The 19,557-nt window shown below is 66.6% G+C and carries 19 protein-coding genes and 1 pseudogene; 6 read left to right on the forward strand and 14 right to left on the reverse strand.

Features of this window, described 5'->3' with window-relative positions:
- Window positions 1–105: 105 nt before the first annotated feature.
- Window positions 106–483, reverse strand: coding sequence for a 30S ribosomal protein S12 (gene rpsL / locus U1F38_RS04800; RefSeq protein ID WP_409985918.1), 378 nt, complete (start codon window positions 481–483; stop codon window positions 106–108).
- Window positions 484–726: 243 nt separating this feature from the next.
- Window positions 727–1,872: an ABC transporter substrate-binding protein gene (locus tag U1F38_RS04805; RefSeq protein ID WP_409985919.1), complete on the reverse strand. Its 1,146-nt coding sequence runs from the start codon at window positions 1,870–1,872 to the stop codon at window positions 727–729.
- 157 nt (window positions 1,873–2,029) lie between these two features.
- Between U1F38_RS04805 and mnmA the strand changes: the two genes are divergently transcribed.
- Complete coding sequence (gene mnmA / locus U1F38_RS04810) at window positions 2,030–3,193, forward strand: tRNA 2-thiouridine(34) synthase MnmA (RefSeq protein ID WP_409985920.1); 1,164 nt, start codon at window positions 2,030–2,032, stop codon at window positions 3,191–3,193.
- Between the two features lie 3 nt (window positions 3,194–3,196).
- Here the strand turns inward: mnmA and U1F38_RS04815 are convergent, their stop codons facing one another.
- The 7 genes from U1F38_RS04815 to U1F38_RS04845 all read right to left on the reverse strand — a co-directional run bounded on the left by U1F38_RS04815 (window position 3,197) and on the right by U1F38_RS04845 (window position 9,953).
- Complete coding sequence (locus U1F38_RS04815) at window positions 3,197–3,910, reverse strand: RNA polymerase sigma factor (protein WP_409985921.1); 714 nt, start codon at window positions 3,908–3,910, stop codon at window positions 3,197–3,199.
- A gap of 66 nt (window positions 3,911–3,976) precedes the next feature.
- Window positions 3,977–4,705 carry a GTP cyclohydrolase I gene (folE, locus tag U1F38_RS04820; RefSeq protein ID WP_409985922.1) on the reverse strand — a complete coding sequence of 243 codons (729 nt, stop codon included), beginning with the start codon at window positions 4,703–4,705 and terminating at the stop codon, window positions 3,977–3,979.
- Between the two features lie 65 nt (window positions 4,706–4,770).
- Window positions 4,771–5,535 carry a hypothetical protein gene (locus U1F38_RS04825; RefSeq protein WP_409985923.1) on the reverse strand — a complete coding sequence of 255 codons (765 nt, stop codon included), beginning with the start codon at window positions 5,533–5,535 and terminating at the stop codon, window positions 4,771–4,773.
- 201 nt (window positions 5,536–5,736) lie between these two features.
- Window positions 5,737–6,753 carry a C4-dicarboxylate ABC transporter gene (locus U1F38_RS04830; protein ID WP_409985924.1) on the reverse strand — a complete coding sequence of 339 codons (1,017 nt, stop codon included), beginning with the start codon at window positions 6,751–6,753 and terminating at the stop codon, window positions 5,737–5,739.
- Window positions 6,754–6,840: 87 nt separating this feature from the next.
- Window positions 6,841–8,088: an ABC transporter substrate-binding protein gene (locus U1F38_RS04835; protein ID WP_409985925.1), complete on the reverse strand. Its 1,248-nt coding sequence runs from the start codon at window positions 8,086–8,088 to the stop codon at window positions 6,841–6,843.
- Between the two features lie 113 nt (window positions 8,089–8,201).
- Window positions 8,202–8,699 carry a single-stranded DNA-binding protein gene (gene ssb / locus U1F38_RS04840; protein ID WP_409985926.1) on the reverse strand — a complete coding sequence of 166 codons (498 nt, stop codon included), beginning with the start codon at window positions 8,697–8,699 and terminating at the stop codon, window positions 8,202–8,204.
- Between the two features lie 72 nt (window positions 8,700–8,771).
- A complete protein-coding gene (locus U1F38_RS04845) occupies window positions 8,772–9,953 on the reverse strand; it encodes an MFS transporter (protein ID WP_409985927.1) in 1,182 nt (393 codons plus the stop codon).
- A 138-nt stretch (window positions 9,954–10,091) separates the two neighbouring features.
- On the opposite strand from U1F38_RS04845, the gene U1F38_RS04850 reads away from it, so the two are divergent.
- Together U1F38_RS04850 and uvrA are read left to right on the forward strand one after the other, a co-directional pair.
- Entirely contained in the window at window positions 10,092–10,604 is a 513-nt protein-coding gene (locus U1F38_RS04850; protein ID WP_409985928.1) for an ecotin family protein, read from the forward strand.
- 139 nt (window positions 10,605–10,743) lie between these two features.
- The gene (gene uvrA / locus U1F38_RS04855; protein WP_409985929.1) at window positions 10,744–13,848 is read left to right on the forward strand and encodes an excinuclease ABC subunit UvrA; all 3,105 of its coding nucleotides are present in this window, start codon (window positions 10,744–10,746) and stop codon (window positions 13,846–13,848) included.
- 29 nt (window positions 13,849–13,877) lie between these two features.
- Here uvrA and U1F38_RS04860 read toward each other — a convergent pair whose 3' ends face one another.
- Both U1F38_RS04860 and U1F38_RS04865 read right to left on the reverse strand, forming a co-directional pair.
- Window positions 13,878–14,864 carry a hypothetical protein gene (locus tag U1F38_RS04860; RefSeq protein WP_409985930.1) on the reverse strand — a complete coding sequence of 329 codons (987 nt, stop codon included), beginning with the start codon at window positions 14,862–14,864 and terminating at the stop codon, window positions 13,878–13,880.
- Window positions 14,848–15,351, reverse strand: a complete 504-nt coding sequence (locus tag U1F38_RS04865; protein ID WP_409985931.1) for a hypothetical protein — start codon at window positions 15,349–15,351, stop codon at window positions 14,848–14,850. Before U1F38_RS04865 ends, U1F38_RS04860 begins: the two co-directional genes overlap by 17 nt.
- A gap of 221 nt (window positions 15,352–15,572) precedes the next feature.
- Here U1F38_RS04865 and U1F38_RS04870 point away from each other — a divergent pair, with 221 nt between their 5' ends.
- The 3 genes and pseudogenes from U1F38_RS04870 (at window position 15,573) to U1F38_RS04880 (ending at window position 17,937) form a co-directional block, all read left to right on the forward strand.
- Entirely contained in the window at window positions 15,573–16,475 is a 903-nt protein-coding gene (locus tag U1F38_RS04870) for a glutamate ABC transporter substrate-binding protein (protein WP_409985932.1), read from the forward strand.
- A gap of 3 nt (window positions 16,476–16,478) precedes the next feature.
- Window positions 16,479–17,141, forward strand: coding sequence for an amino acid ABC transporter permease (locus U1F38_RS04875; protein ID WP_409985933.1), 663 nt, complete (start codon window positions 16,479–16,481; stop codon window positions 17,139–17,141).
- Window positions 17,138–17,937, forward strand: a pseudogene (locus U1F38_RS04880) (amino acid ABC transporter permease). Before U1F38_RS04875 ends, U1F38_RS04880 begins: the two are co-directional and overlap by 4 nt.
- Window positions 17,938–17,956: 19 nt before the next feature.
- Here U1F38_RS04880 and U1F38_RS04885 read toward each other — a convergent pair.
- The 3 genes from U1F38_RS04885 to U1F38_RS04895 all read right to left on the reverse strand — a co-directional run bounded on the left by U1F38_RS04885 (window position 17,957) and on the right by U1F38_RS04895 (window position 19,523).
- Window positions 17,957–18,088: a hypothetical protein gene (locus U1F38_RS04885; protein WP_409985934.1), complete on the reverse strand. Its 132-nt coding sequence runs from the start codon at window positions 18,086–18,088 to the stop codon at window positions 17,957–17,959.
- Window positions 18,089–18,502: 414 nt separating this feature from the next.
- Window positions 18,503–18,847: a hypothetical protein gene (locus tag U1F38_RS04890; RefSeq protein ID WP_409985935.1), complete on the reverse strand. Its 345-nt coding sequence runs from the start codon at window positions 18,845–18,847 to the stop codon at window positions 18,503–18,505.
- On the reverse strand, window positions 18,753–19,523 hold the full coding sequence (locus U1F38_RS04895; protein ID WP_409985936.1) for an ADP-ribosylglycohydrolase family protein: 771 nt from the start codon (window positions 19,521–19,523) through the stop codon (window positions 18,753–18,755). Before U1F38_RS04895 ends, U1F38_RS04890 begins: the two co-directional genes overlap by 95 nt.
- Window positions 19,524–19,557 lie beyond the last annotated feature (34 nt).

Raw genomic sequence — 19,557 nt, forward strand, 5'->3', positions numbered from 1 at the left:
GCAGATTCATCAAAACCTGCACTTACTCGACCCGAACGCCGGGTCACTTCGCTCGCTGCGGGCCGCCATCTGGCCAGCCTTCGAGCACCGAAAAACAATGATGGATCAGGCCTTCTTCGGACGCTTGGCACCGTACTTGGAGCGCGATTGCTTGCGATCCTTGACGCCTTGCAGGTCCAGCGAGCCGCGCACGATGTGGTAGCGCACGCCCGGCAAATCCTTGACCCGGCCCCCGCGCACCAGCACGACGCTGTGCTCCTGCAGGTTGTGGCCTTCGCCGCCGATGTACGAAATGACCTCGAAACCGTTGGTCAGACGCACCTTGGCGACCTTGCGCAGAGCCGAGTTCGGCTTTTTCGGCGTGGTGGTGTACACGCGCGTGCACACACCGCGGCGCTGCGGCGAGTTTTGCATCGCGGGGCTCTTGGACTTGATCGTCTCGACCGTCCGCCCGTGACGCACCAGTTGACTGATGGTTGGCATGAATATCCCTAGAACGTGAAAACACGTGGCATCCCACGTGACTGATTCGCGCCGCCTGGCAAGCCGGCCACGCGCTGATTTCCCGCAAGGCCCAAAGCAAAACGCCACCCAAGGCGGCGTGCCAAAGACCTCCCAATGCGGGAAAAGCCTTAAATTATAGTACGCGCGCGCCGGCGCCACAAGCAAACTGCTTGCACCGGCTGCGCCCTGAGGGGTTTCGCGCGCGCCGGGGCCTCGGGCGCCTCAGCGCATGAACTTGCCGTCCTGGTCGATCATGGACATTTCGACGTACTTCAGCCCCGTGTGGTCGCTGGGGCTGAAACCCAGCTCCAGCCCGCCCAGATCCAGGTGGTTGATGCCGTTGAGCGCCGCAATGACGCGATCGCGCGTGGGCTTGGGGCCGGCGCGCCGCAGCGCCTCGACGAGCACCTTGGCGCTGGCGAAGCCCTCCATCAACTGGGGCGACAGCTGGACGTTGCCCTTGGCCGTGGCCAGGGCGGCGGCCTCGCGATTGATGCCGTATCCCATGGCGCGCACATTGGGAAACACCTGCGTCACGATGACGCCGCGCGACGCGCCGCCCAATTGCTTGACGAAACCGCCCGACGCGTTGTTGGACACCGTCACCACCTGCGCGGCGGAGCCGGCCTTGCGCAAGGCCTTCACGCCGTCGCTCACGGCCACGCTGGAGCCGATCCAGAGCACCGCCTGGGCCTGGGTGGCAAGCAGCTGCGGCACGATGGCCGCGTAGTCGGGCTTTTCGCGGTCGGCCTTGATGACCGTGACCGGCTTGAACTTGAGGCGATCGAAACCCTTCATGGCGCCGGTAAGGCAGTCGGCGCCAAAGCTGTCGTCCACATGCACCACGGCGATGCGCTCCTGGCTCGTGGTGTGCAGGTGTTCGATCGCCTTCTCGGCCTCGGCCTGGTAGCTGGAGCGCACGTTGAACACGTAGGGATTGACCGGCTGGTGGAAGACCATGGCGCCGGTGGACGGCGCGATCAGCGCGGCCTTGTATTGCGCCAGATACGGCAAGATGGCTTGGTTGTGGGGCGTGGCGCGGGTCATGAACAGCGCCACCACCTTGTCGTCTTCGAGCAGCTTGCGGGCGTTTTCGCCGGCCAACTTGGGCACGAACTTGTCGTCCAGCGTGATCAGCTTGATCTGCTCGCCATTGACGCCGCCCTGGGCATTGACGTGATCAAGATACAGGTGGATGCCTTGCAGCGTCTCGCCGACGCTGGCGGCCACCGGGCCGGTGACTGCCGTGGTCTGCCCGATCAGGATTTGCGCATGCGCGCCGCCGGCCAGCCCCAGCACCAGCGACGCCGCCGCGAAACGCCAGCGCGCCGCCAATCGGGCGAACCCGCGCTTTGCCTTGACTGCCATGGAACCCCCTTTCGTGATACTTTGGTAACCCATTGAAACAGATTTTCAGTCTGCCGCGACCACTTTCTGGCGTCAATAGGGGCAGGCCCTCCTCCGCGCACGGACTGCGGGGCTGCCCAGCCGTCGAGGGTGGGTGCGGGCGGGGATAATTTGCCACGTGAACCCAAGCAAGCATCGCATCGTGGTGGGCCTGTCCGGCGGCGTGGATTCGGCCGTCAGCGCCTGGCTGCTCAAGCAGGCGGGGCACGAGGTGGTCGGCATCTTCATGAAGAACTGGGAAGACGACGATGACGACGAATACTGCTCGTCCAACCAGGACTTCATCGACGCCGCCGCCGTGGCCGACGTGATCGGCATCGAGATCGAGCACGTCAACTTTGCCGCCGAGTACAAGGACCGCGTGTTTGCCGAGTTCCTGCGCGAATACCAGGCCGGGCGCACGCCCAACCCGGACGTGCTGTGCAACGCCGAGATCAAGTTCAAGGCCTTCCTGGACCACGCCATGCGGCTGGGCGCCGAGAAAATCGCCACGGGACATTACGCGCGCACGCGGTTCAATGCAGCCACCGGCGGGCATGAATTGCTCAAGGGCCTCGATCCCGGCAAGGACCAGAGCTACTTTCTGCATCGTCTGACGCAGGCCCAGCTGGCCAAGACCTTATTTCCGGTGGGCGAGCTGCACAAGAGCGCCGTGCGCCGCATCGCCGATGAGATCGGCCTGCCCAACGCCAGGAAGAAGGATTCCACCGGCATCTGCTTCATCGGCGAGCGGCCGTTTCGCGAGTTTCTGGGCCGCTACCTGAAGTCCGCGCCCGGCCCCATCAAGGACGAGCGCGGGCGCACCATCGGCCGGCACGTCGGCCTGTCCTTCTACACCCTGGGTCAGCGCCAGGGACTGGGCATCGGTGGCATCAAGGCCAAGGGCGCAGCGCGCGGTGGCGGCGCGCATGCGCCGTGGTTCGTGGCGCGCAAGGACATCGACACCAACACCCTGTTGGTGGTGCAGGGGCACGACCACCCGTGGCTGCTGTCGCACCAGCTGACGTTTGACGATGCGGCCTGGGTGGCCGGCGCGCCGCCCGCGCCGGGCGCATACGCCGCCAAGACACGCTATCGCCAGCAGGACGCCGCCTGCCGGCTGTCCGCCGGCGGCGCGCCGGACACGTTTGCGCTGGAGTTTGCCCAGCCCCAGTGGGCCGTCACGCCGGGCCAGAGCGCGGTGCTGTATGACGGCGAGGTGTGCCTGGGCGGCGGGGTCATTGCCACGGCGTCCGCCCTGCCGCAGCAGCCGGCGCCCGCAACGGCGGCGCTGCAGGTCTGAGCCTCAGTCCCTGCGCGACAGCCCCTCGGCCGCGGCCCGCCGGAGCACGCCAGCCACGATGCGGTCGCAGCGCGCGCCGTCGAAGGCAAAGGCATCGCCCAGCGTGGTGTCGATCTGGCTGGCCAGGCCCTCGCGCAGCAGGCTGCGGGCACGGAAAAAGCGCGTGCGCACGGTGGCCTCGGGGATGGCCAGGGCCTGCGCGACTTCCTCGACACTCATCTCTTCCACCGCGCGCAGCATGAAGACGGTGCGAAACGCGTCGGGCAGCAGGTCGATGCGCGACTCCAGCAGCTGGCGCAGCTCGGCGCGCATGGCGCTGTTGTCGGGCCGGCGGTCGGGCTCGTCGGTCAGCGCGGCCTGAATGGCGGGTTCGGGCGAGATCATGGCGGCGTCCAGTGGAATGACGGGGGCTTGCTTGCGGCGCAGGCGGCCGAAGGCCTCGTTGGCGACGATACGCACCAGCCAGGTGGAGAGTTTGGCGTCGGCGCGAAAGCTGTCCAGCGCACGCCAGGCGAGCAAGTAGGCATCTTGCACCACATCTTCGGCCTCCGTGTCGTTCTTGACAATGCTGCGCGCGGTGCGAAACAGCAACTGGTTGTGGCGGCGCATGATGGCTTCGAAAGCCCGCTCATCGCCCTGCGCGCCGCGGGCCGCCAGTTCGGCGTCCGGCGTCTGGGCGGTGATGGGGGCGGTGCACTGGCGCAGGGCGTTTGGCATGGGGCTCTCCTTGTCGGCATTGGATGCGATCAGCGCGCTCGGCGTTCCGGATTGTTGCCACCCGGGTCAGCGCCCGCCTTCCAGCAGGCTCAAAAATTCGCGCCGCAACGCCGCATCCTTTAGAAACGCCCCGCGCATCACCGAGTTGCGCATCAGCGCGCCATCGTCCTTCACCCCGCGCCAGTGCATGCAGAAGTGGCTGGCCTGCATCACCACCGCCAGGCCGTCGGGGCGAATGCGCCGCTCCAGCGCGTCGGCCAGCATCACCACCGCTTCTTCCTGGATTTGCGGGCGGCCCAGCACCCATTCGGCCAGGCGCGCGTATTTGGACAGGCCGATCAGGTCCGACGTGGCGTTGGGCAGGATGCCGATCCACACTTGGCCCAGGATGGGACACAGGTGGTGCGAGCAGGCGCTGCGCACCTTGAGCGGCCCCACGATCATCAGCTCATTGAGCTGCGACACATTGGGAAAGGCCGTGACCGCCGGCGCCGGCGCGTAGCGGCCGGCAAACACCTCGCGCACGAACATCTTGGCCACGCGCTGGGCGGTGCCCCGGGTGTTGTGGTCCTTGTCGGTGTCGATCACCAGCGCGTGCAGCACCTCCTGCAGCTTGGCCTGCACCTCGGCCTGCAGCTCGTCCAGCTCGCCGTCCTCGATGAAGTCGGCGATGTTGTCGTTGGCGTGGTAGCGGTGGCCGGCCGAAATCAGGCGGTAGCGGATACGGTCGGACGCCGGCATGCGGGCGGTGACCGCTTCCGTGGCCAGCAGGGGTGGGGAAACCTTGGTGAGCATGGGAAATTCCTGGAGCGGGGTTGCAGGTGGGCCAGGGCGCAGCGTGGGGCTGCGCCCTGCCGGCGTCACTTCCTGAACTTGTCGGGGAAGGCCCCCACCAGGCCGGCACTGAGCTGGTCGGCCAGCATCAGCATGTGCGTCTCGGCCTGGCCATAGGCGGCAATGCCCTCGGCGTACTTGCCTTGCAGCACATCGGTGGCGTAGACCAGCGTGGTGTCGATGTGGCCCTTGAGCATGTCGTGCATGGCGTCGCGCTTCCAGTCGGGGTTGGCCTTGGCCAGAAAGTCGGCAATCTCCTGCGCGTTGGCGTAGGCCGCAGCCACCGATTTGTCCAGCGCGGCCTTGTCGCCCGTCTTGGCGTTTTTCACCACCTCGACGGCGCCGGCAATGTGCTCCTTGAGCAGCTGGGTCAGGGCATTGCCCGCCGCATCGCCATAAAACGGCTTGATGGCATTGCCGATGTCCTCCTGGTTTTGCATCAGGCGCGCGGCGGTCGCCTCGAACAACTGCGGGCTGAACACGAAGGCAGTCACGGCCGCATAGGTCCACTCCATGTGCTGCGCCCACAGGGTCTGCATGCCCGAATACAGCGCGCGTACGGGACGACCCTCCGCACTTGCGTGCTGCGGGATTCGCGCTTGGGGGCGGCCCGGCGCGCTCATGCTGGCCGTGCGCGCGCCGGCCACCGGGCCATTGGCGGTGTGCTCGATGCCGTTGTGGGCCTGCGCCTGCACGGGGGCAAGACTGGTCAGCGCCAGACCTGCTGCGGCGACAGCGCTGAGAACGAGGCGGCGCGAAGCGGCCAGGCGGTTTGTTTTCGAGTCGGTCATGATGAACTCCATCCGGTGGCAAAGGGGACTTGGGATGCTGCCCGGAGGCCCGAGAAAACGGGTTCCTGGCTGCCGTCCTGCGCATTGGATGGAGCGTGCGCGCGCGGCGTTCCGGCGCGTGTGCACGCACCCCGATTTGAACTTGTAGAAGGTTGCAGCGCCCGCCAAACAAGCGCACGCAGCTATCGAATCAGGAATTCATCAGGGCGCCCGGTCGCCGCGGCTGGCCGTGATCGACCGTACCGGCGCGGGCTCGGGCGCCAGCAGCGCGCCCTGGCGCCAGGTCTTCCAGCTGGCCATCGCCAGCAGCGCGACGACCAGACTGGCCAGCGCCAGCGCCACCATGGCCAGGGCCTGCAAACCGTCGCTCAAGAACGCCAGGCGCAGCGTGAGCGCGGCAAACGCCGCCAGCGGAAAACCCAGCGCCCAGAAGCCGATGGAAAAAGGCTGCGCCAGGATGCGGCGCATCAGCGGCGCGCACCACAGAAGCATCAGCAGGGCCACGCCCCAGGCCATCCACGCCAGCACGGGAGAGGCGCCCAGTTGCAGCGCACCGCTGCCCACCAGCGCCGGCGGCGTGACGGCGATGAAAGTGGCCGGCAGCAGCCTCTCGGGCCACAGGCCCTGCGTGGCAATACGCGCCAACAGCAGCGCCAGAACCACCGGCCACAGCAGCACGCCGATGCCGAACTGCGCGGCAGCCCAGCCCCCCGCGCCCAGCGGCACGCCCGCCAGCGGCGCCAGCACGTTGCCCACCACCGGGATGAACAGCACCGGCGTGAGCGCGGCCCCGTTCAGGCCCTGCTCCGGGTCGGCGCGCAGCCAGCGCCCCATCACCCACAAGGTGACACCCAGCTGCATGAGCGAGCCTGCCCACCACAGCACCGCCAACGCCGCCGACGTGCCAAACAAGGACACGCCGGCGGTGGCCAGCAGCAGCAGCGACACCGACACCGCACCCAGGAACGCATGGCGCGCCGGATGCGCCAGCTCGGCCGCCACCGCCTCGGGCTGCACCTGCCAGCGAATCCAGGACAGCACCGCCAGCGCCACGAAGGCCAGCGCCGCCACCGCCGCCAGCGCCAACGCCACGCCGGCCGCCGCGTCGCCCAGCACCGGCATGGCCTGCAGCCAGGCAAGCGACAGCCCGGCCACGCTCATGACGATGGCGAACCAGTTGAAGGACAGATGCTTGAGGGCGTCGGAAGGGTGGACCATGGCGCCGTGATGATACGGCCCGGCCCAGGGGAAAGCGGGCTCACGGCGCGGGCGGCAAAGCGCCCGACGACGCGCTCGCCTTCACCCTCATTTCTTGACCAATGGACAGCGCGACAACGCCAACGGTTGAAAGGCCTGATCGCCCGGAATCACGGACTTGATCTTGTACAGATCCCAGGGCCCCTTGGACTCGGCCGGCGTCTTGACTTGCACCAGCAGCATGTCATGCACCAGGCGGCCATCGTCGCGGATATGGCCCTTGCGCACCACGGCGTCGTTGACCTCGGTGGCCTTCATCTTGACCATCACCGCCTGGGCATCGTCGGTGCCGGCGGCTTGAACCGCCTTCAAGTAGTGCAGCACGGCCGAATACACCGCCGCCTGCATCATTGATGGCATCTTCTTCATGCGCTCGAAATAGCGGCGCGAGAAGGCGCGGGTCTGCTCGTCCTGGTCCCAGTAAAACCCAGTGGTGATGTACATGCCTTGGGCGTTGTCCAGGCCCATGCCATGCACCTCGGTAATCAGCGCCAGCAAGGGCGTGAACACCTGCTTGTTGCTGCCCACGCCCAAGCCGAATTCACGCGCTTGCTTAATCGTGTTGAGCGTGTCGGCACCCGAGTTGGCCAAGCCGATCACCTGCGCCTTGGAGCTTTGCGCCTGCAGCAGGTAGGACGACATGTCGCTGCTGCTTACCGGGTGCTTGACGCTGCCCAGCACCTTGCCGCCGGTGGCCTCGACGATGGCGCGCGCATCTTTCTCGAGCGCTTGGCCGAAGGCGTAGTCGGCGGTGATGAAGTACCAGCTCTTGAGACCCTGGGCGCTCAACGCCTTGGCCGTGCCGGTGGCCAGAGCGTAGGTGTCGTACATCCAGTGCACGGTGCTCTTGTTGCAGTTCTCGTTGGTGATCGTCGCCGAGCCCGCACCGGTGACCAGGGCCAGCTTGCCCTTGTCGTCGGCGATTTTCTGCACCGCGAGCGCCACATTGGAAAACGTCAGGTCGGTGATCATGTCGACCTGCTTGGTGTCGAACCATTCACTGGCCAGGTTGGCGCCGATATCAGTCTTGCCCTGATGGTCGGCCGCGATCAACTCGATTGGCTTGCCCAGCACTTTCTTGTCCTTGGCGAAATCCTCGATCGCCAGTTCGGCAGCCGCCACCGAGCCCTTGCCCGAGTTGTCGGCCGACACGCCGGACATGTCGGTCAGAACGCCGATCTTGACCACGCCATCGCTGATGCCCGCAGCCTGCACCGCCACGCAGGACACCGCCAGCACCCCAGCCAATGCGCGTGCCACGCGCCCGCAAAAACCCTGTTGCCCAGCTGCTGCCATGTCCGCTCTCCGTTGACAAAAAATCAAAAGCAGCGACAGTAGTCAGCTGCAGCGGCGGCGTCAATCAGAACTTTCCGCAGCACCAAGGCTTGGCCGCTGCGACAAGGCCTCAGTCAGAACGGAATGTCGTCGTCCATCCCGCCAAAACCCGCGTCCGAGCGGGCCGCCTGCGGCGCCGGGGCCGCAGCCGGGCGTGCAGCCGCCGGCGGGCGGGCAGCGGGGCGGGCCGGAGCGTCGTAGCCGCCGGCGTCGTCACCGGCGGGCGCGCCCATGCCCTGGCGGCTGCCCAGCATCTGCATCTGGTCCACGCGCACTTCAGTGCTGTACTTGTCCTGGCCGTCCTGGCCCTGCCACTTGCGGGTGCGGATGCTGCCTTCGACGTAAATCTGGCTGCCCTTGCGCAGGTATTGCCCGGCGATCTCGGCCAGCTTGCCGTTGAATACCAGGCGGTGCCACTCGGTGTGCTCGCGCGGCTCGCCGCTTTGCTTGTCACGCCATTTGTCGGTAGTGGCCAGGGTCACGTTGGCCACCTGGTCGCCGCTGGGAAAGGTGCGCATTTCGGGGTCGCGCCCCAGGTTGCCGACGAGGATGACTTTGTTGACGGAGGCCATGGCGTTGTTCCTGCACAAGGGTAAGGGAAACAGCGAAAGAGGGGATTGTGCCCGAAGGCCGGCAACCGGATTTCAGGCGCGCTTGGCGCCGGCCGGCGCTGGCACCACCTGCGCCCAACCCAGCACCAGCCACAGCGCCACCAGCAGCGAGGTGCCGCTCAGCACCGCCGGGTAGCCGCCGCTCTTGAGCAGCCAGCCGCCCAGCGCGCCGCCGGTAAAGAGCCCCAGCGACTGCAGCGTGTTGTACACCCCCAGCGCCGCGCCGCGCGCGTTGGCCGGGGCCAGGCGCGAGATCAGGCTGGGCTGGCTGGCCTCGATCAGGTTGAAGGCGACGAAGAAAAAGAACATCACGCCGCCCATGGTCCACAGCCCCGGCGCCTGCGGCGCCAGCCACAGCAGGGCCAGTTGCACCAGCAGCAGCAGCGCGATGCCGCCGCGCAGCACGGCGCGCATGTAGCCGCGCCGCTCCATCGCAAACAGCCCGCCCATCAGCACAAAAGAGGCCAGCACCGCCGGCAGATACAGCTGCCAGTGGTGCGCCTTGGGCAGGCCGGCGCCCACCAGCAGCTCGGGCACCACCACCCACATCGACATCTGCACGGTGTGCAGCACGAACACGCCCAGATCCAGCCGCCACAGCTTGGGGTGCAGCCACACGTCCTGCAGGCGCCCGCGCGGCTCGTCCTTGTGGCGCGCGGGCTCGTCGGGCGTGGCGCGCAGCACCACCACGGCGCCGCCCACGGCCAAAAGCGCCGTCAGCCAGAACAGGCCCGACAGGTGGATGGCCCCGGCCAGCGGCGGCGCCACCACCAGCGACAGCGCAAACATGCCGGCAATGCTGATGCCCACCGCGGCCATGGCCTTGGTGCGCACCTCGTCGCGCGTCAGGTCGGCCAGCAGCGCCGTGACGGCCGCCGACACCGCGCCCGCGCCTTGCAGCGCGCGCCCCACGATCAGCATGTGCACGTTGGGCGCCAGCGCCGCCGCCACGCTGCCCAGGGCAAACACCAGCAGGCCGGCGACGATCACCTTCTTGCGCCCGATGCGGTCGGACGCCAGGCCCAACGGCACCTGCATCACCGCCTGCGTCAGGCCGTAGATGCCCATGGCCAGACCGATCAGCGCCGGGTCGTCGCCGCCCGGATAGCGCGCCGCCTCCAGCATGAACACCGGCAGCACCAGGAACAGGCCCAGCATGCGCAGCGCAAAAATGCCCGCCAGCGACTGCGTGGCGCGGCGCTCGTCGGCCGTCATGCGGTGGGCGAGCGGGGTGGAGGGGGAGGAAGTGGAAGCAGCAGCAGACATCGACAGACAGCGCCGCTCAAAGGTCGCGGCGCGAAACGGTCAAGCGGGGTATTTTCCGCCATCGGCCATTTGATAGATTCCATACCCATGAAAACCACCCGAGTCTTGCGCCTTGCCGCCCTGCTGCCGATCTGCGGTGCGCTGCTGGCCGCCTGCGCGCAGCAACCCATGAGCGCTTCCGCCATCCCCAACGCCGCCGCCCAAAACGAGCTCAAGGCCTTCCCCGCCACCCTGGCCGGACATCAGCGCCACGTGATCGAGCTGCCGGCCCTGCCCGACGAAGACGCGCACAAGCTGGAGCTGATCGGCGGCAAGACCATGACGGTGGACTGCAACGCCCGCGGCATGGACGGCCACTTCGATCCGCGCGACGTGCAAGGCTGGGGCTACACCTACTGGGTGCTGCAGAGCAAGGGCCAGGTGCGGAGCACCCTGATGGCGTGCCCGCCCGACAGCGCCAAGCCCGGTTTTGTGCCCGCCGAGCCGCTGCTGGTGCGCTACAACAGCAAGCTGCCTGTGGTGGTCTTCGTGCCCGAGGGCATGGCGCTGCGCTGGCGGGTGTGGAGCGCGGGCGTGGTCAAGGACGCGCCGGTGCGCTGACGGGGCGCCGCTTCCTGGCTCTCTCGCCCCGTCGGGGAGCGGGAGCAAGACAGGCATCGCTCTGCCCGCGTCAAAGGGGCTCGGGGGCATCAGCCCCGGTGCGCCATGGCGCGCAATTGCCGATAATGGCAGGTTGCCCATGAACGACCTGTCCCTTCCCGATCCCATCGCCGCCGACGCCAGCGAGGGCCTGCCGCTCGCCGCCGCGCTGCGTGCGCAGCGCATCAGCGTTCGCGGCGCGCGCACGCACAACCTCAAGAACATCGACCTGGACATCCCCAAGGACAAGCTGGTGGTCATCACCGGCCTGTCGGGCTCGGGCAAGTCCAGCCTGGCGTTTGACACGCTGTATGCCGAGGGCCAGCGCCGCTATGTCGAGAGCCTGAGCGCCTATGCGCGGCAGTTTTTGCAGTTGATGGACAAGCCCGACGTGGACCTGATCGAGGGCCTGTCGCCGGCGATTGCCATCGAGCAAAAGGCCACCAGCCACAACCCGCGCTCCACCGTGGGCACGGTGACCGAGATTCACGACTACCTGCGCCTGCTGTTTGCCCGCGCCGGCACGCCCCACTGCCCCGACCACGACCTGCCGCTGACGGTGCAGACGGTGAGCCAGATGGTGGACGCCGTGCTGGCGCTGCCCGAGGACACGCGGCTGATGGTGCTGGCGCCGCTGGCGCGCGAGAAGAAGGGCGAGTTCGCCGAGCTGTTTGCGCAGATGCAGGCGCAGGGCTATGTGCGCTTTCGCGTCGACGGCAAGATTGTCGAAGCCAGCGAGCTGCCGGTGCTGAAAAAAAACGACAAGCACGACATCGACGTGGTGATCGACCGCCTGAAGGTGCGCCAAGACATCAAGGCCCGCCTGGCCGACAGCCTGGAGGCCGCGCTGCGCCTGGCCGACGGGCGCGCCATCGCGCTGGAGATGGACGGCGAGAAAGAACATTTGTTCAACAGCAAGTTCGCCTGCCCGGTGTGCAACCACTCCATCGCCGCGCTGGAGCCGCGCCTGTTCTCCTTCAACGCCCCGGCCGGCGCCTGCCCCAGTTGCGACGGCCTGGGCACCACCGAGGTGTTCGACCCCGAGCGCGTGGTGGCCTTCCCCAGCCTCAGCCTGGCCAGCGGCGCCATCAAGGGCTGGGACCGGCGCAATGCGTATTACTTCGCGCTGATCGAAAGCCTGGCCCGGCACTACAAGTTCAGCGTGGACACGCCCTTCGAGGAGCTGCCTGCGCCGGTGCAGCACGCCGTCCTGCACGGCTCGGGCGACGAGGAAATCAAGTTCGACTACACGTTTGAAAGCGGCGCCTCGGCGGGCCGCAAGGTGAGCAAGAAACACCCCTTCGAAGGCATCCTGCCGAACATGGCGCGCCGCTATCGCGAGACCGACTCCAGCGTGGTGCGCGAAGAACTGGCGCGCTACCGTAGCCACCAGCCTTGCCCCGACTGCGGCGGCACGCGGCTGAACCGCACCGCGCGCCACGTCTTCATCGGCGAGGGTGCGCAGCGCCGCGCCATCTACCAGGTCAGCCACGTTACGCTGGGTGAGGCCAAGCAGTACTTCGACACCCTGCGGCTGGACGGCGCCAAGGCCGAGATCGCCAGCAAGGTGGTACGCGAGATCGGCAACCGCCTGCAGTTCTTGAACGACGTGGGCCTGTCCTACCTGAGCCTGGAGCGCAGTGCCGATACCCTCTCCGGCGGCGAGGCGCAGCGCATTCGCCTGGCCAGCCAGATCGGCAGCGGCCTGACGGGCGTGATGTATGTGCTGGACGAGCCCAGCATCGGCCTGCACCAGCGCGACAACGACCGCCTGATCGCCACGCTCAAGCACCTGCGCGATCTGGGCAACAGCGTGCTCGTCGTCGAGCACGACGAGGACATGATGCGCGCGGCTGACCACGTGATCGACCTGGGCCCCGGCGCCGGCGTGCACGGCGGGCGCGTGATGGCGCAGGGCACGTTTGCGCAGGTGGCGGCCACGCCCGATTCGGTCACCGGCCAGTTTCTGCGCGGCGAGCGTGCCATTGCCGTACCCAAGAAACGCCGATCATTCAAAAATGATAGCTGCTTGCGCTTGTCAGACAAGCGCGACAGCCCGATTTCGCTTGAAATTTCAGATGACGCGGCAGCCCCTCACCCCGCCCCCTCCCCAAAGGGGCGAGGGCGATCGACTGCGGCGGACGTGCCCCCTCCCCCTCTGGGAGAAGGCCGGGGTGAGGGCGCGCTGCGCATCGTCGGCGCCAGTGGCAACAACCTGAAGAACGTGACGGTGGACTTCCCCGTCGGCCTGCTCACCTGCGTGAGCGGCGTGTCCGGCTCGGGCAAAAGCACCCTGGTCAACGACACGCTGTACGCCGCCGCCGCGCGCGAGATCCACCGCGCCCACGCCGAGCCCGCGCCCATGCAAGCCATCGAAGGCCTGGAGCAGTTCGACAAGGTCATCGCGGTGGACCAAAGCCCCATCGGCCGCACCCCGCGCAGCAACCCCGCCACCTACACGGGCCTGTTCACCCCCATCCGCGAGCTGATGGCCGAAACCGCCATGGCGCGCGAGCGCGGCTACGGCCCCGGGCGCTTCAGCTTCAACGTGCCGCAGTCCAGCGGCGGCGGGCGCTGCGAGGCCTGCCAGGGCGACGGCGTGGTCAAGGTCGAGATGCACTTCTTGCCCGACGTGTACGTGCCCTGCGACGTGTGCCACGGCAGGCGCTACAACCGCGAAACGCTGGAAGTGCAGTGGAAGGGCCAGGACATCGCGCAGGTGCTGGACATGACGGTGGAGCAGGCGCACGCCTTCTTTGCCGACCAGCCGGCGATTGCGCGCAAGCTGCAAACCCTGCTGGACGTGGGCCTGTCCTACATCACCCTGGGCCAGAGCGCCACCACCCTGTCGGGCGGCGAGGCCCAGCGCGTGAAGCTGGCGCTGGAACTCAGCAAACGCGACACCGGCCGCACCCTCTACATCCTGGACGAGCCCACCACCGGCCTGCACTTTGCCGATATCGAGCTGCTGCTGAAGGTCTTGCAGCAACTGGTCGACGCCGGCAACACCATCGTCGTGATCGAGCACAACCTGGACGTGATCAAGACCGCCGACTGGATCATCGACATGGGCCCCGAAGGCGGCTACAAAGGCGGCACCGTGGTGGCGCAGGGTACGCCGGAGGCGGTGGCGGCGTGCGCGGGGAGTTTTACGGGGCGGTACCTCAAGCCCCATATGCAGCACTCAGCCACCGGCATTGCCTGACAGCGCCAGCGCGGCGAGCAAATGTCCGGCTAAAAAGTGACCGTCGCCAACGCTCGAGATTTTTCACCGGCAAGTTGCTGAACGAATTCACGACCATCGACCTTGTGGTCGATCAAGTCTGAAATCAACCATGGCTTGGTTTCGGACAGATCTTGAAACTCCCGAATACGCATCGTCAATTCATTCGCATGGTTGAGCCGAGCGTTCAGGTCGGGCGAGGCGAAGGAACGACGATCAACGAACGTGAGCGGCGTCACTCGCTGCAGCATCTTCGCAGTGTTGTCGGAAAATTTTCGCGCAAAGCTGTGGGCGGCATTCAGCTCACCCGTCAAGATCAGACACTCGATACGGGTCCCGGCGAGTAGGCGATAGCGCTCAAGCAAATACGTCAGCATTCGTGTATCGACCATCACCTCGGGTGATTCAAGCTCACGCGCGATGTGCTGGGGGTATTTGTAGATCATGTCGTTCAACGAGTCTGCGACACGAATCCAGGCTCGCTGCCCGCCGTCCCCATGCCTCCAAGCCTCTTCAGCAAGATCGAGCTGTGCATCCAGATCGGTTTCCAGTCTTTCCAGTTCAAGAGCCCGTTGTTCATCCAGAACGCGCTGTGTGACGGCAAGGATGCCGTCGAGCTTGTGCTCGATTTTGTCCATTCGGCGCTTGACGTACGCAAACGACGCCACGCTGACACCAAGTCCAAGTCCAGCCAGGGCAACGTTGACCGCCCCCACAGTCTGAAGCCCGCTCAACATCTGGATGGTTCTTTCGATCTTCTGATCGACTCGGTAAAGCTGGACATTCGCTGCCAGCGACGATCCCGCGCTGATCAGAGAAAACGGCGCGGCAAATGGATTGAGAGCATTGGCCAAGGCTCCCTGCATCGCCCCTGTTTCCTGCAAATGTCCAACGATCCGCCCAGTGGCCACTTCCTTCAAGATCGCTCCAAACCGGTCAACTTGCCCGGAAGCCACCTGCGCCACGAATTGCCTCGGAACCTCAAACAGCATCTGCATCGAACGTCTCCATCAGCCCGTCACGCGCACGCTTCAACTCGGGAATCCAAAATTCATCCAGCAACGATCCAGCTCGCGCATCGGCACCGACCAGACCGCGAATGGTGGTTTGCCAATCCGACTGTTCAATCGAATGCAACAGCCTGCGCCCCAGCACGTGTTCAGAAAGTTTCGGAGGCGTCAGCCAACGATCGACGCGTCCTGCTGATCCATTCCGGATGAGGCCAGTCAACTCGCGCCACGCGCGATCCACCAAGCGCTGTTGATTGAAGTTGATCCAGCCTCGCAGGATGGCGTTCGCCTTTTGGCTCCACTCCGCATCGCCGCGCACCAGCACAACCGGGTTCCAACTGCCCGGTATTTCCCGCAAGTCGTATATCAACAAGCGCCCTTCTCTGAGCCAGTGAACAGCTCCTTCCAGCAACCAAAAATCATGCCAGTCCTGCAGATTCCGATAGAACCCGGATCGCTTGAGCAGATGGGTCATAGGTTTTCAATCCATTCGAACACAGCGCCAATTTTCCGGCCACGTCTCATCTCGCGGCGTCGGCCTCAGTCCGCCCAAGTCTGAGATGCACGGGGCATTCAGCGCGCAGCCTGCCGCGTAGCCCTGCGCAGTATCGCTCAGGCCCAGCCGGAGACAAGCAGTCCCGAATTCCCATCACCTGCGCTATATTGCCCAACATCACACCCCACCAAGAGGACAGCATGCCGATCAAATCCATTCTCAAGTCCACCGTGGTCGCACTGGCGTTCGTAGCCGGTGGGTCTGCTTTCGCACAGGGCACGCCCATCAATGCCGCAGCGTTCGACGCCTTGGTGGCGCAAGGCCCCGTGGCCGACGCGGCCACCATCGCATCCAGCACCTGGGCCAGCAAGATCAAGCAGGCCGGCACGCTGCGCTTGGGCGGCACGCAAACCTCCAACCTGTTCTCGATGCTGAACGAGAAGGACGGCAAGGCGCGCGGGTTTGACGCCGGCTTGGCGCAGCTCATCGCGCGCTACATCCTGGGCGATGGGGCCAAGATTGCGTTCACGCAGGTGACCTCGTCCACGCGCGAGCAGGTGCTCATCAACGACCAGGTGGACATGGTGCTGGCCACCTATTCCATCACCCCGGCGCGCGCCGAGAAGATTTCGTTTGCCGGCCCCTACTACACCTCGCAGGCCGGGGTGCTGGTCAAGGCCAACAACGCCGCCATCAAGTCATACAACGACCTGGCCGGCAAGAAGGTGGCCACGCAGGCGGGCTCGACGGGGCCGGCGATCCTGGCGCAGTTTGCGCCCAAGGCAGTGGTGCAGGAGTTTCAGACGCACCAAGAGGCGTTGGACGCCCTGCGCCAGGGCCGCGTGGACGCCTACGTGACCGACTACACGCTGCTGCTGAACGCCCTGAGCCAGGGCACGGGCGACACCAAGCTGGCGGGCGAGCCCTTTGGCGCGAAGGACCCGTACGGCGTGGGCCTGCCCAAGGGCTCGGACGGCGTGGCCTTCGTCAACGCCTTCTTGAAGAAGGTGGAAGCCGACGGCACCTGGGCCAAGCTGTGGACCATCTCCATCGGCGAGCGCACCGGCAGCACGGCCGTGCCGACGCCGCCTGCCATTCCCTGACCGATGGGCGACGTTTCCCGGCTCCTGGTCGACTACGGGCCTGCCTTCGGGCAGGCCCTTTTGCTGACCTGGAAGCTCACGCTGTTGTCCTTCGTGCCCGGCTTCCTGCTGGGCATTGGGGTGACGGTGCTGCGCCTGCTGCCGCTGCCGCCGCTGCGCTGGGTGCTGACGGGCTACGTCGAGATTTTTCGCAACATCCCCAGCGTGGCGCTGCTGATTTTCATCGTGTTCGCGTTGCCCGATTTGCAGGTGGTGATCGACTATGAGCCCAGCGTGATCCTGACTCTGGCGCTGGTCGCCTCGGCCTTCACGGCGGACTATCTGCGCGCGGGCATCAACACCGTCCCCGGCGGGCAGATCGAGGCCGCACTCAGTTTGGGCATGCGGCCGTTGCGCGTCATCACGGCAATCGTCTTGCCGCAGGCGCTGCGCGCGGTGGTGCAGCCCATGACCTCGCTGCTGATTGCGCTGATGCTGTCGACCTCGCTGGCCTCGCAGGTGCCGTTTCCGGGCCGCGAGCTCACGGCGCTGGTGTCCAAGATCGCCACCGACTCGGCCGCCGGCATTCCGGCGTTCGCGGTAGCCGCGGCGCTGTATGTGGCCACGGGCCTGCTTATCGCCTGGGCGGGCGCTGCCCTGGAGAAGAAAGCGCGGATCCTGCGATGAGCCGCTCGCTGGAAAACATTCTGTTTGGCGCGCCCAGCCCCCGGGCGCAGGCTGTCACACGGGCGATGAGCGCGCTGGCGGCGGCCGCGCTGCTGGCGCTGGCGACGGGTATCGTGTATCGGTTCCACAACGCCGGGCAGCTTGACGCCCGGTTCTGGAACTTCTTCGCCTGGTCGACGACCTGGTCCTTTCTGGGCAAGGGCCTGCTGGGCACCATGGCGTCGGCCGCGATGGCCGCCGTCATCGCGCTGGGCCTGGGGCTGGTGCTGATGCTCGGGCGCCTGGCGCCCCTGCGCCTGCTGCGCTGGCCCAGCGTGGCGGCCATCGAGTTCTTGCGCGGCACGCCGACCCTGCTGCTGATCTACGTGTGTTTTCTGGTGCTGCCGCAGATCGGGATCAAGCTGAGTACCTACTGGATGCTGACGCTGCCCATCGCCTTGAGCACCGCCGCGGTGGTGGCCGAGGTCTACCGCGCGGGTGTGCTGGCGGTGCCGCGCGGCCAGACCGATGCAGCGCGCAGCTTGGGGCTACGCGAAGCGCAGGTGTTTTTCTCCATCGTCTTCCCGCAGGCCCTGCGCTACATCGTGCCGGCGCTGGTCGCGCAACTGGTCATCGTGGTCAAGGACACCACCTTCGGCTACGTCGTCACCTATGGCGAGCTGATGCAAAACGCCAAGGTGCTGATCGCCAACTACCACGCGCTGGTGCCCGTGTACCTCGTCGTGGCAGTGCTTTACTGCGCGGTCAACTACGCGATATCCAAGGCAAGCCAAGGCTCGGCGGGCCGATGCACTGACCCCGGGAGCTTGGGCGGTTCAATAACCCTCGAACTCTTCCGTGCGGATGTTGTCCTCATCCGCCCCCACCTCATCCAGCAGCGCGCGCGTGGCCTTGACCATGCCTTCGGGCCCCGCCAGGTAGAACCTCGATGCGCCGATGTCGGCCACGTGCTGGCGGAGGTGGCGGCGCTGACCCGGCCTTGGGTGTCGGTGTAGACGGGCACGAACGTGAAGTTCTTGTTTTCGACCGCCAGGCTCTGCAACTCGTCGGCATAGGCCGCCAGCGCGGGCGTGCGGTTGGCGTAGATCAGCGTGATCTTGTGCGGTGCCTTGTCGCAGTGGCCTGGGCGATGATGCTGCGCACCGGCGTGATGCCGTGCGCCGATGACGAACACGGCGGGCACGGCCGCATTTTTGTGCAGGACGAAGTCGCCCCACAGCGCCAGCAGTTGCACCAGGGTGCCGTCGGGCACTTGCGCGGCGGCATTCTTGAAGGCGCTGGTGCTGCGCACGGTGGCCATGCGCAGCGTATCCTCGAAGGCGCGCTGACGAAGGAAAAGCCGTGCTTGGCGTTGTCGCCGCTCAACCCCGTCGATGCCGGCAGCACCAGGTCGCCAAACTGCCCGGCGCGGTACTCGAAGCCGGGGGCTTTTTCCAGCGTGAACTCCATCGTGCCTTCGGCAACTTGCTTCTTGTGCAGCAGGCGCACGTCATAGCTTGTGGACATGGTTGATGGCTTCCTTCTCGCCGTTCAGCCTTGCGCAGCCTGCGCCGCGATGCGGCGCGCCAGTTCAAGGCGTTCATCCGACCGGTCGAGCCCCGATGAAGCAGCTCAGGTATGCCCTGCACCCCCACCATGGCACCCACCAGCGCGCCGGTCAGGATGGCGCGCGCCTGTTCTGGCCGGCCGTTGATGGCGTGCAGCACGGCGCATTCGAAGTCGTCGGCAAAGCGCGCGGCCGGTGATACGCGGCCGGAACTGGTGGTGGCACCGCGCAGGGCATGCCATGAGCCGCGACACCTTCCACGCGGGCTCGATGCGCACGTCGGGGTCGAGCGCGGCGCCGGCGATATAGCCCATGCCGATCAGAGCGTCGGGCGAGGCAAACTGGCCGGCGCGGCGCGGCCGCTCTGGGCCGGGCGGCACGGCGTCCTGGCCCGGCGCGGTGACGCTGTGAAAGGGCAGCGTGCCATCGCGCACGCGCGCCATCAGCTTGGCCGAAATGTCGCCGTCGAAGCGCTCGCCTGCACCAGCAGGCCCAGCGCGGCGCAGAACGCGGTGGTCATGGCGCCGACGGTGGCGTCGACTTGCGTGAGCGCCGTGTTGCCGCTGACGTGGCGCGCCAAGCGCTAGATCGCGCGCATCGCGCACGGCAATGGCCAGCACGCGCTCGGCGGCTTCGGTGTCGTCGGCCCATCCTGCGACCTCGCCCCAGGGCCTGCCTTGCTGCACGCGCAGGCGATAGGCCTCGCGCATCGACTGGCTGGTGTAGCCGCCGGGGCCGTTGTTGGGGGTGCCGTCGATGAGCGGGAAGAAGTCGCGGTCCAGGCGCTGGCAAAAGTCGCTCTCGTCGTAGCCGCCGCGCTCGGCCAGCGAGGTCATGGTCAGCTCCAGCAGCAAGCCGGCCTGCGACGAG

Origin of the sequence: Ottowia sp., assembly GCF_046348305.1 — a bacterium.
Lineage (GTDB): Bacteria > Pseudomonadota > Gammaproteobacteria > Burkholderiales > Burkholderiaceae_C > Ottowia.

Coding starts and splice junctions, on each gene's coding strand:
- U1F38_RS04875 (WP_409985933.1), top strand. CDS start 16,479: ATGGGCGACGTTTCCCGGCTCCTGGTCGACTACGGGCCTGCCTTCGGG.
- U1F38_RS04870 (WP_409985932.1), top strand. CDS start 15,573: ATGCCGATCAAATCCATTCTCAAGTCCACCGTGGTCGCACTGGCGTTC.
- uvrA (WP_409985929.1), top strand. CDS start 10,744: ATGAACGACCTGTCCCTTCCCGATCCCATCGCCGCCGACGCCAGCGAG.
- U1F38_RS04835 (WP_409985925.1), bottom strand. CDS start 8,088: ATGGCAGCAGCTGGGCAACAGGGTTTTTGCGGGCGCGTGGCACGCGCA.
- U1F38_RS04865 (WP_409985931.1), bottom strand. CDS start 15,351: ATGACCCATCTGCTCAAGCGATCCGGGTTCTATCGGAATCTGCAGGAC.
- U1F38_RS04895 (WP_409985936.1), bottom strand. CDS start 19,523: ATGACCTCGCTGGCCGAGCGCGGCGGCTACGACGAGAGCGACTTTTGC.
- U1F38_RS04815 (WP_409985921.1), bottom strand. CDS start 3,910: ATGCCAAACGCCCTGCGCCAGTGCACCGCCCCCATCACCGCCCAGACG.
- folE (WP_409985922.1), bottom strand. CDS start 4,705: ATGCTCACCAAGGTTTCCCCACCCCTGCTGGCCACGGAAGCGGTCACC.
- U1F38_RS04845 (WP_409985927.1), bottom strand. CDS start 9,953: ATGACGGCCGACGAGCGCCGCGCCACGCAGTCGCTGGCGGGCATTTTT.
- U1F38_RS04860 (WP_409985930.1), bottom strand. CDS start 14,864: ATGCAGATGCTGTTTGAGGTTCCGAGGCAATTCGTGGCGCAGGTGGCT.
- U1F38_RS04805 (WP_409985919.1), bottom strand. CDS start 1,872: ATGGCAGTCAAGGCAAAGCGCGGGTTCGCCCGATTGGCGGCGCGCTGG.
- U1F38_RS04825 (WP_409985923.1), bottom strand. CDS start 5,535: ATGACCGACTCGAAAACAAACCGCCTGGCCGCTTCGCGCCGCCTCGTT.
- U1F38_RS04830 (WP_409985924.1), bottom strand. CDS start 6,753: ATGGTCCACCCTTCCGACGCCCTCAAGCATCTGTCCTTCAACTGGTTC.
- U1F38_RS04850 (WP_409985928.1), top strand. CDS start 10,092: ATGAAAACCACCCGAGTCTTGCGCCTTGCCGCCCTGCTGCCGATCTGC.
- ssb (WP_409985926.1), bottom strand. CDS start 8,699: ATGGCCTCCGTCAACAAAGTCATCCTCGTCGGCAACCTGGGGCGCGAC.
- rpsL (WP_409985918.1), bottom strand. CDS start 483: ATGCCAACCATCAGTCAACTGGTGCGTCACGGGCGGACGGTCGAGACG.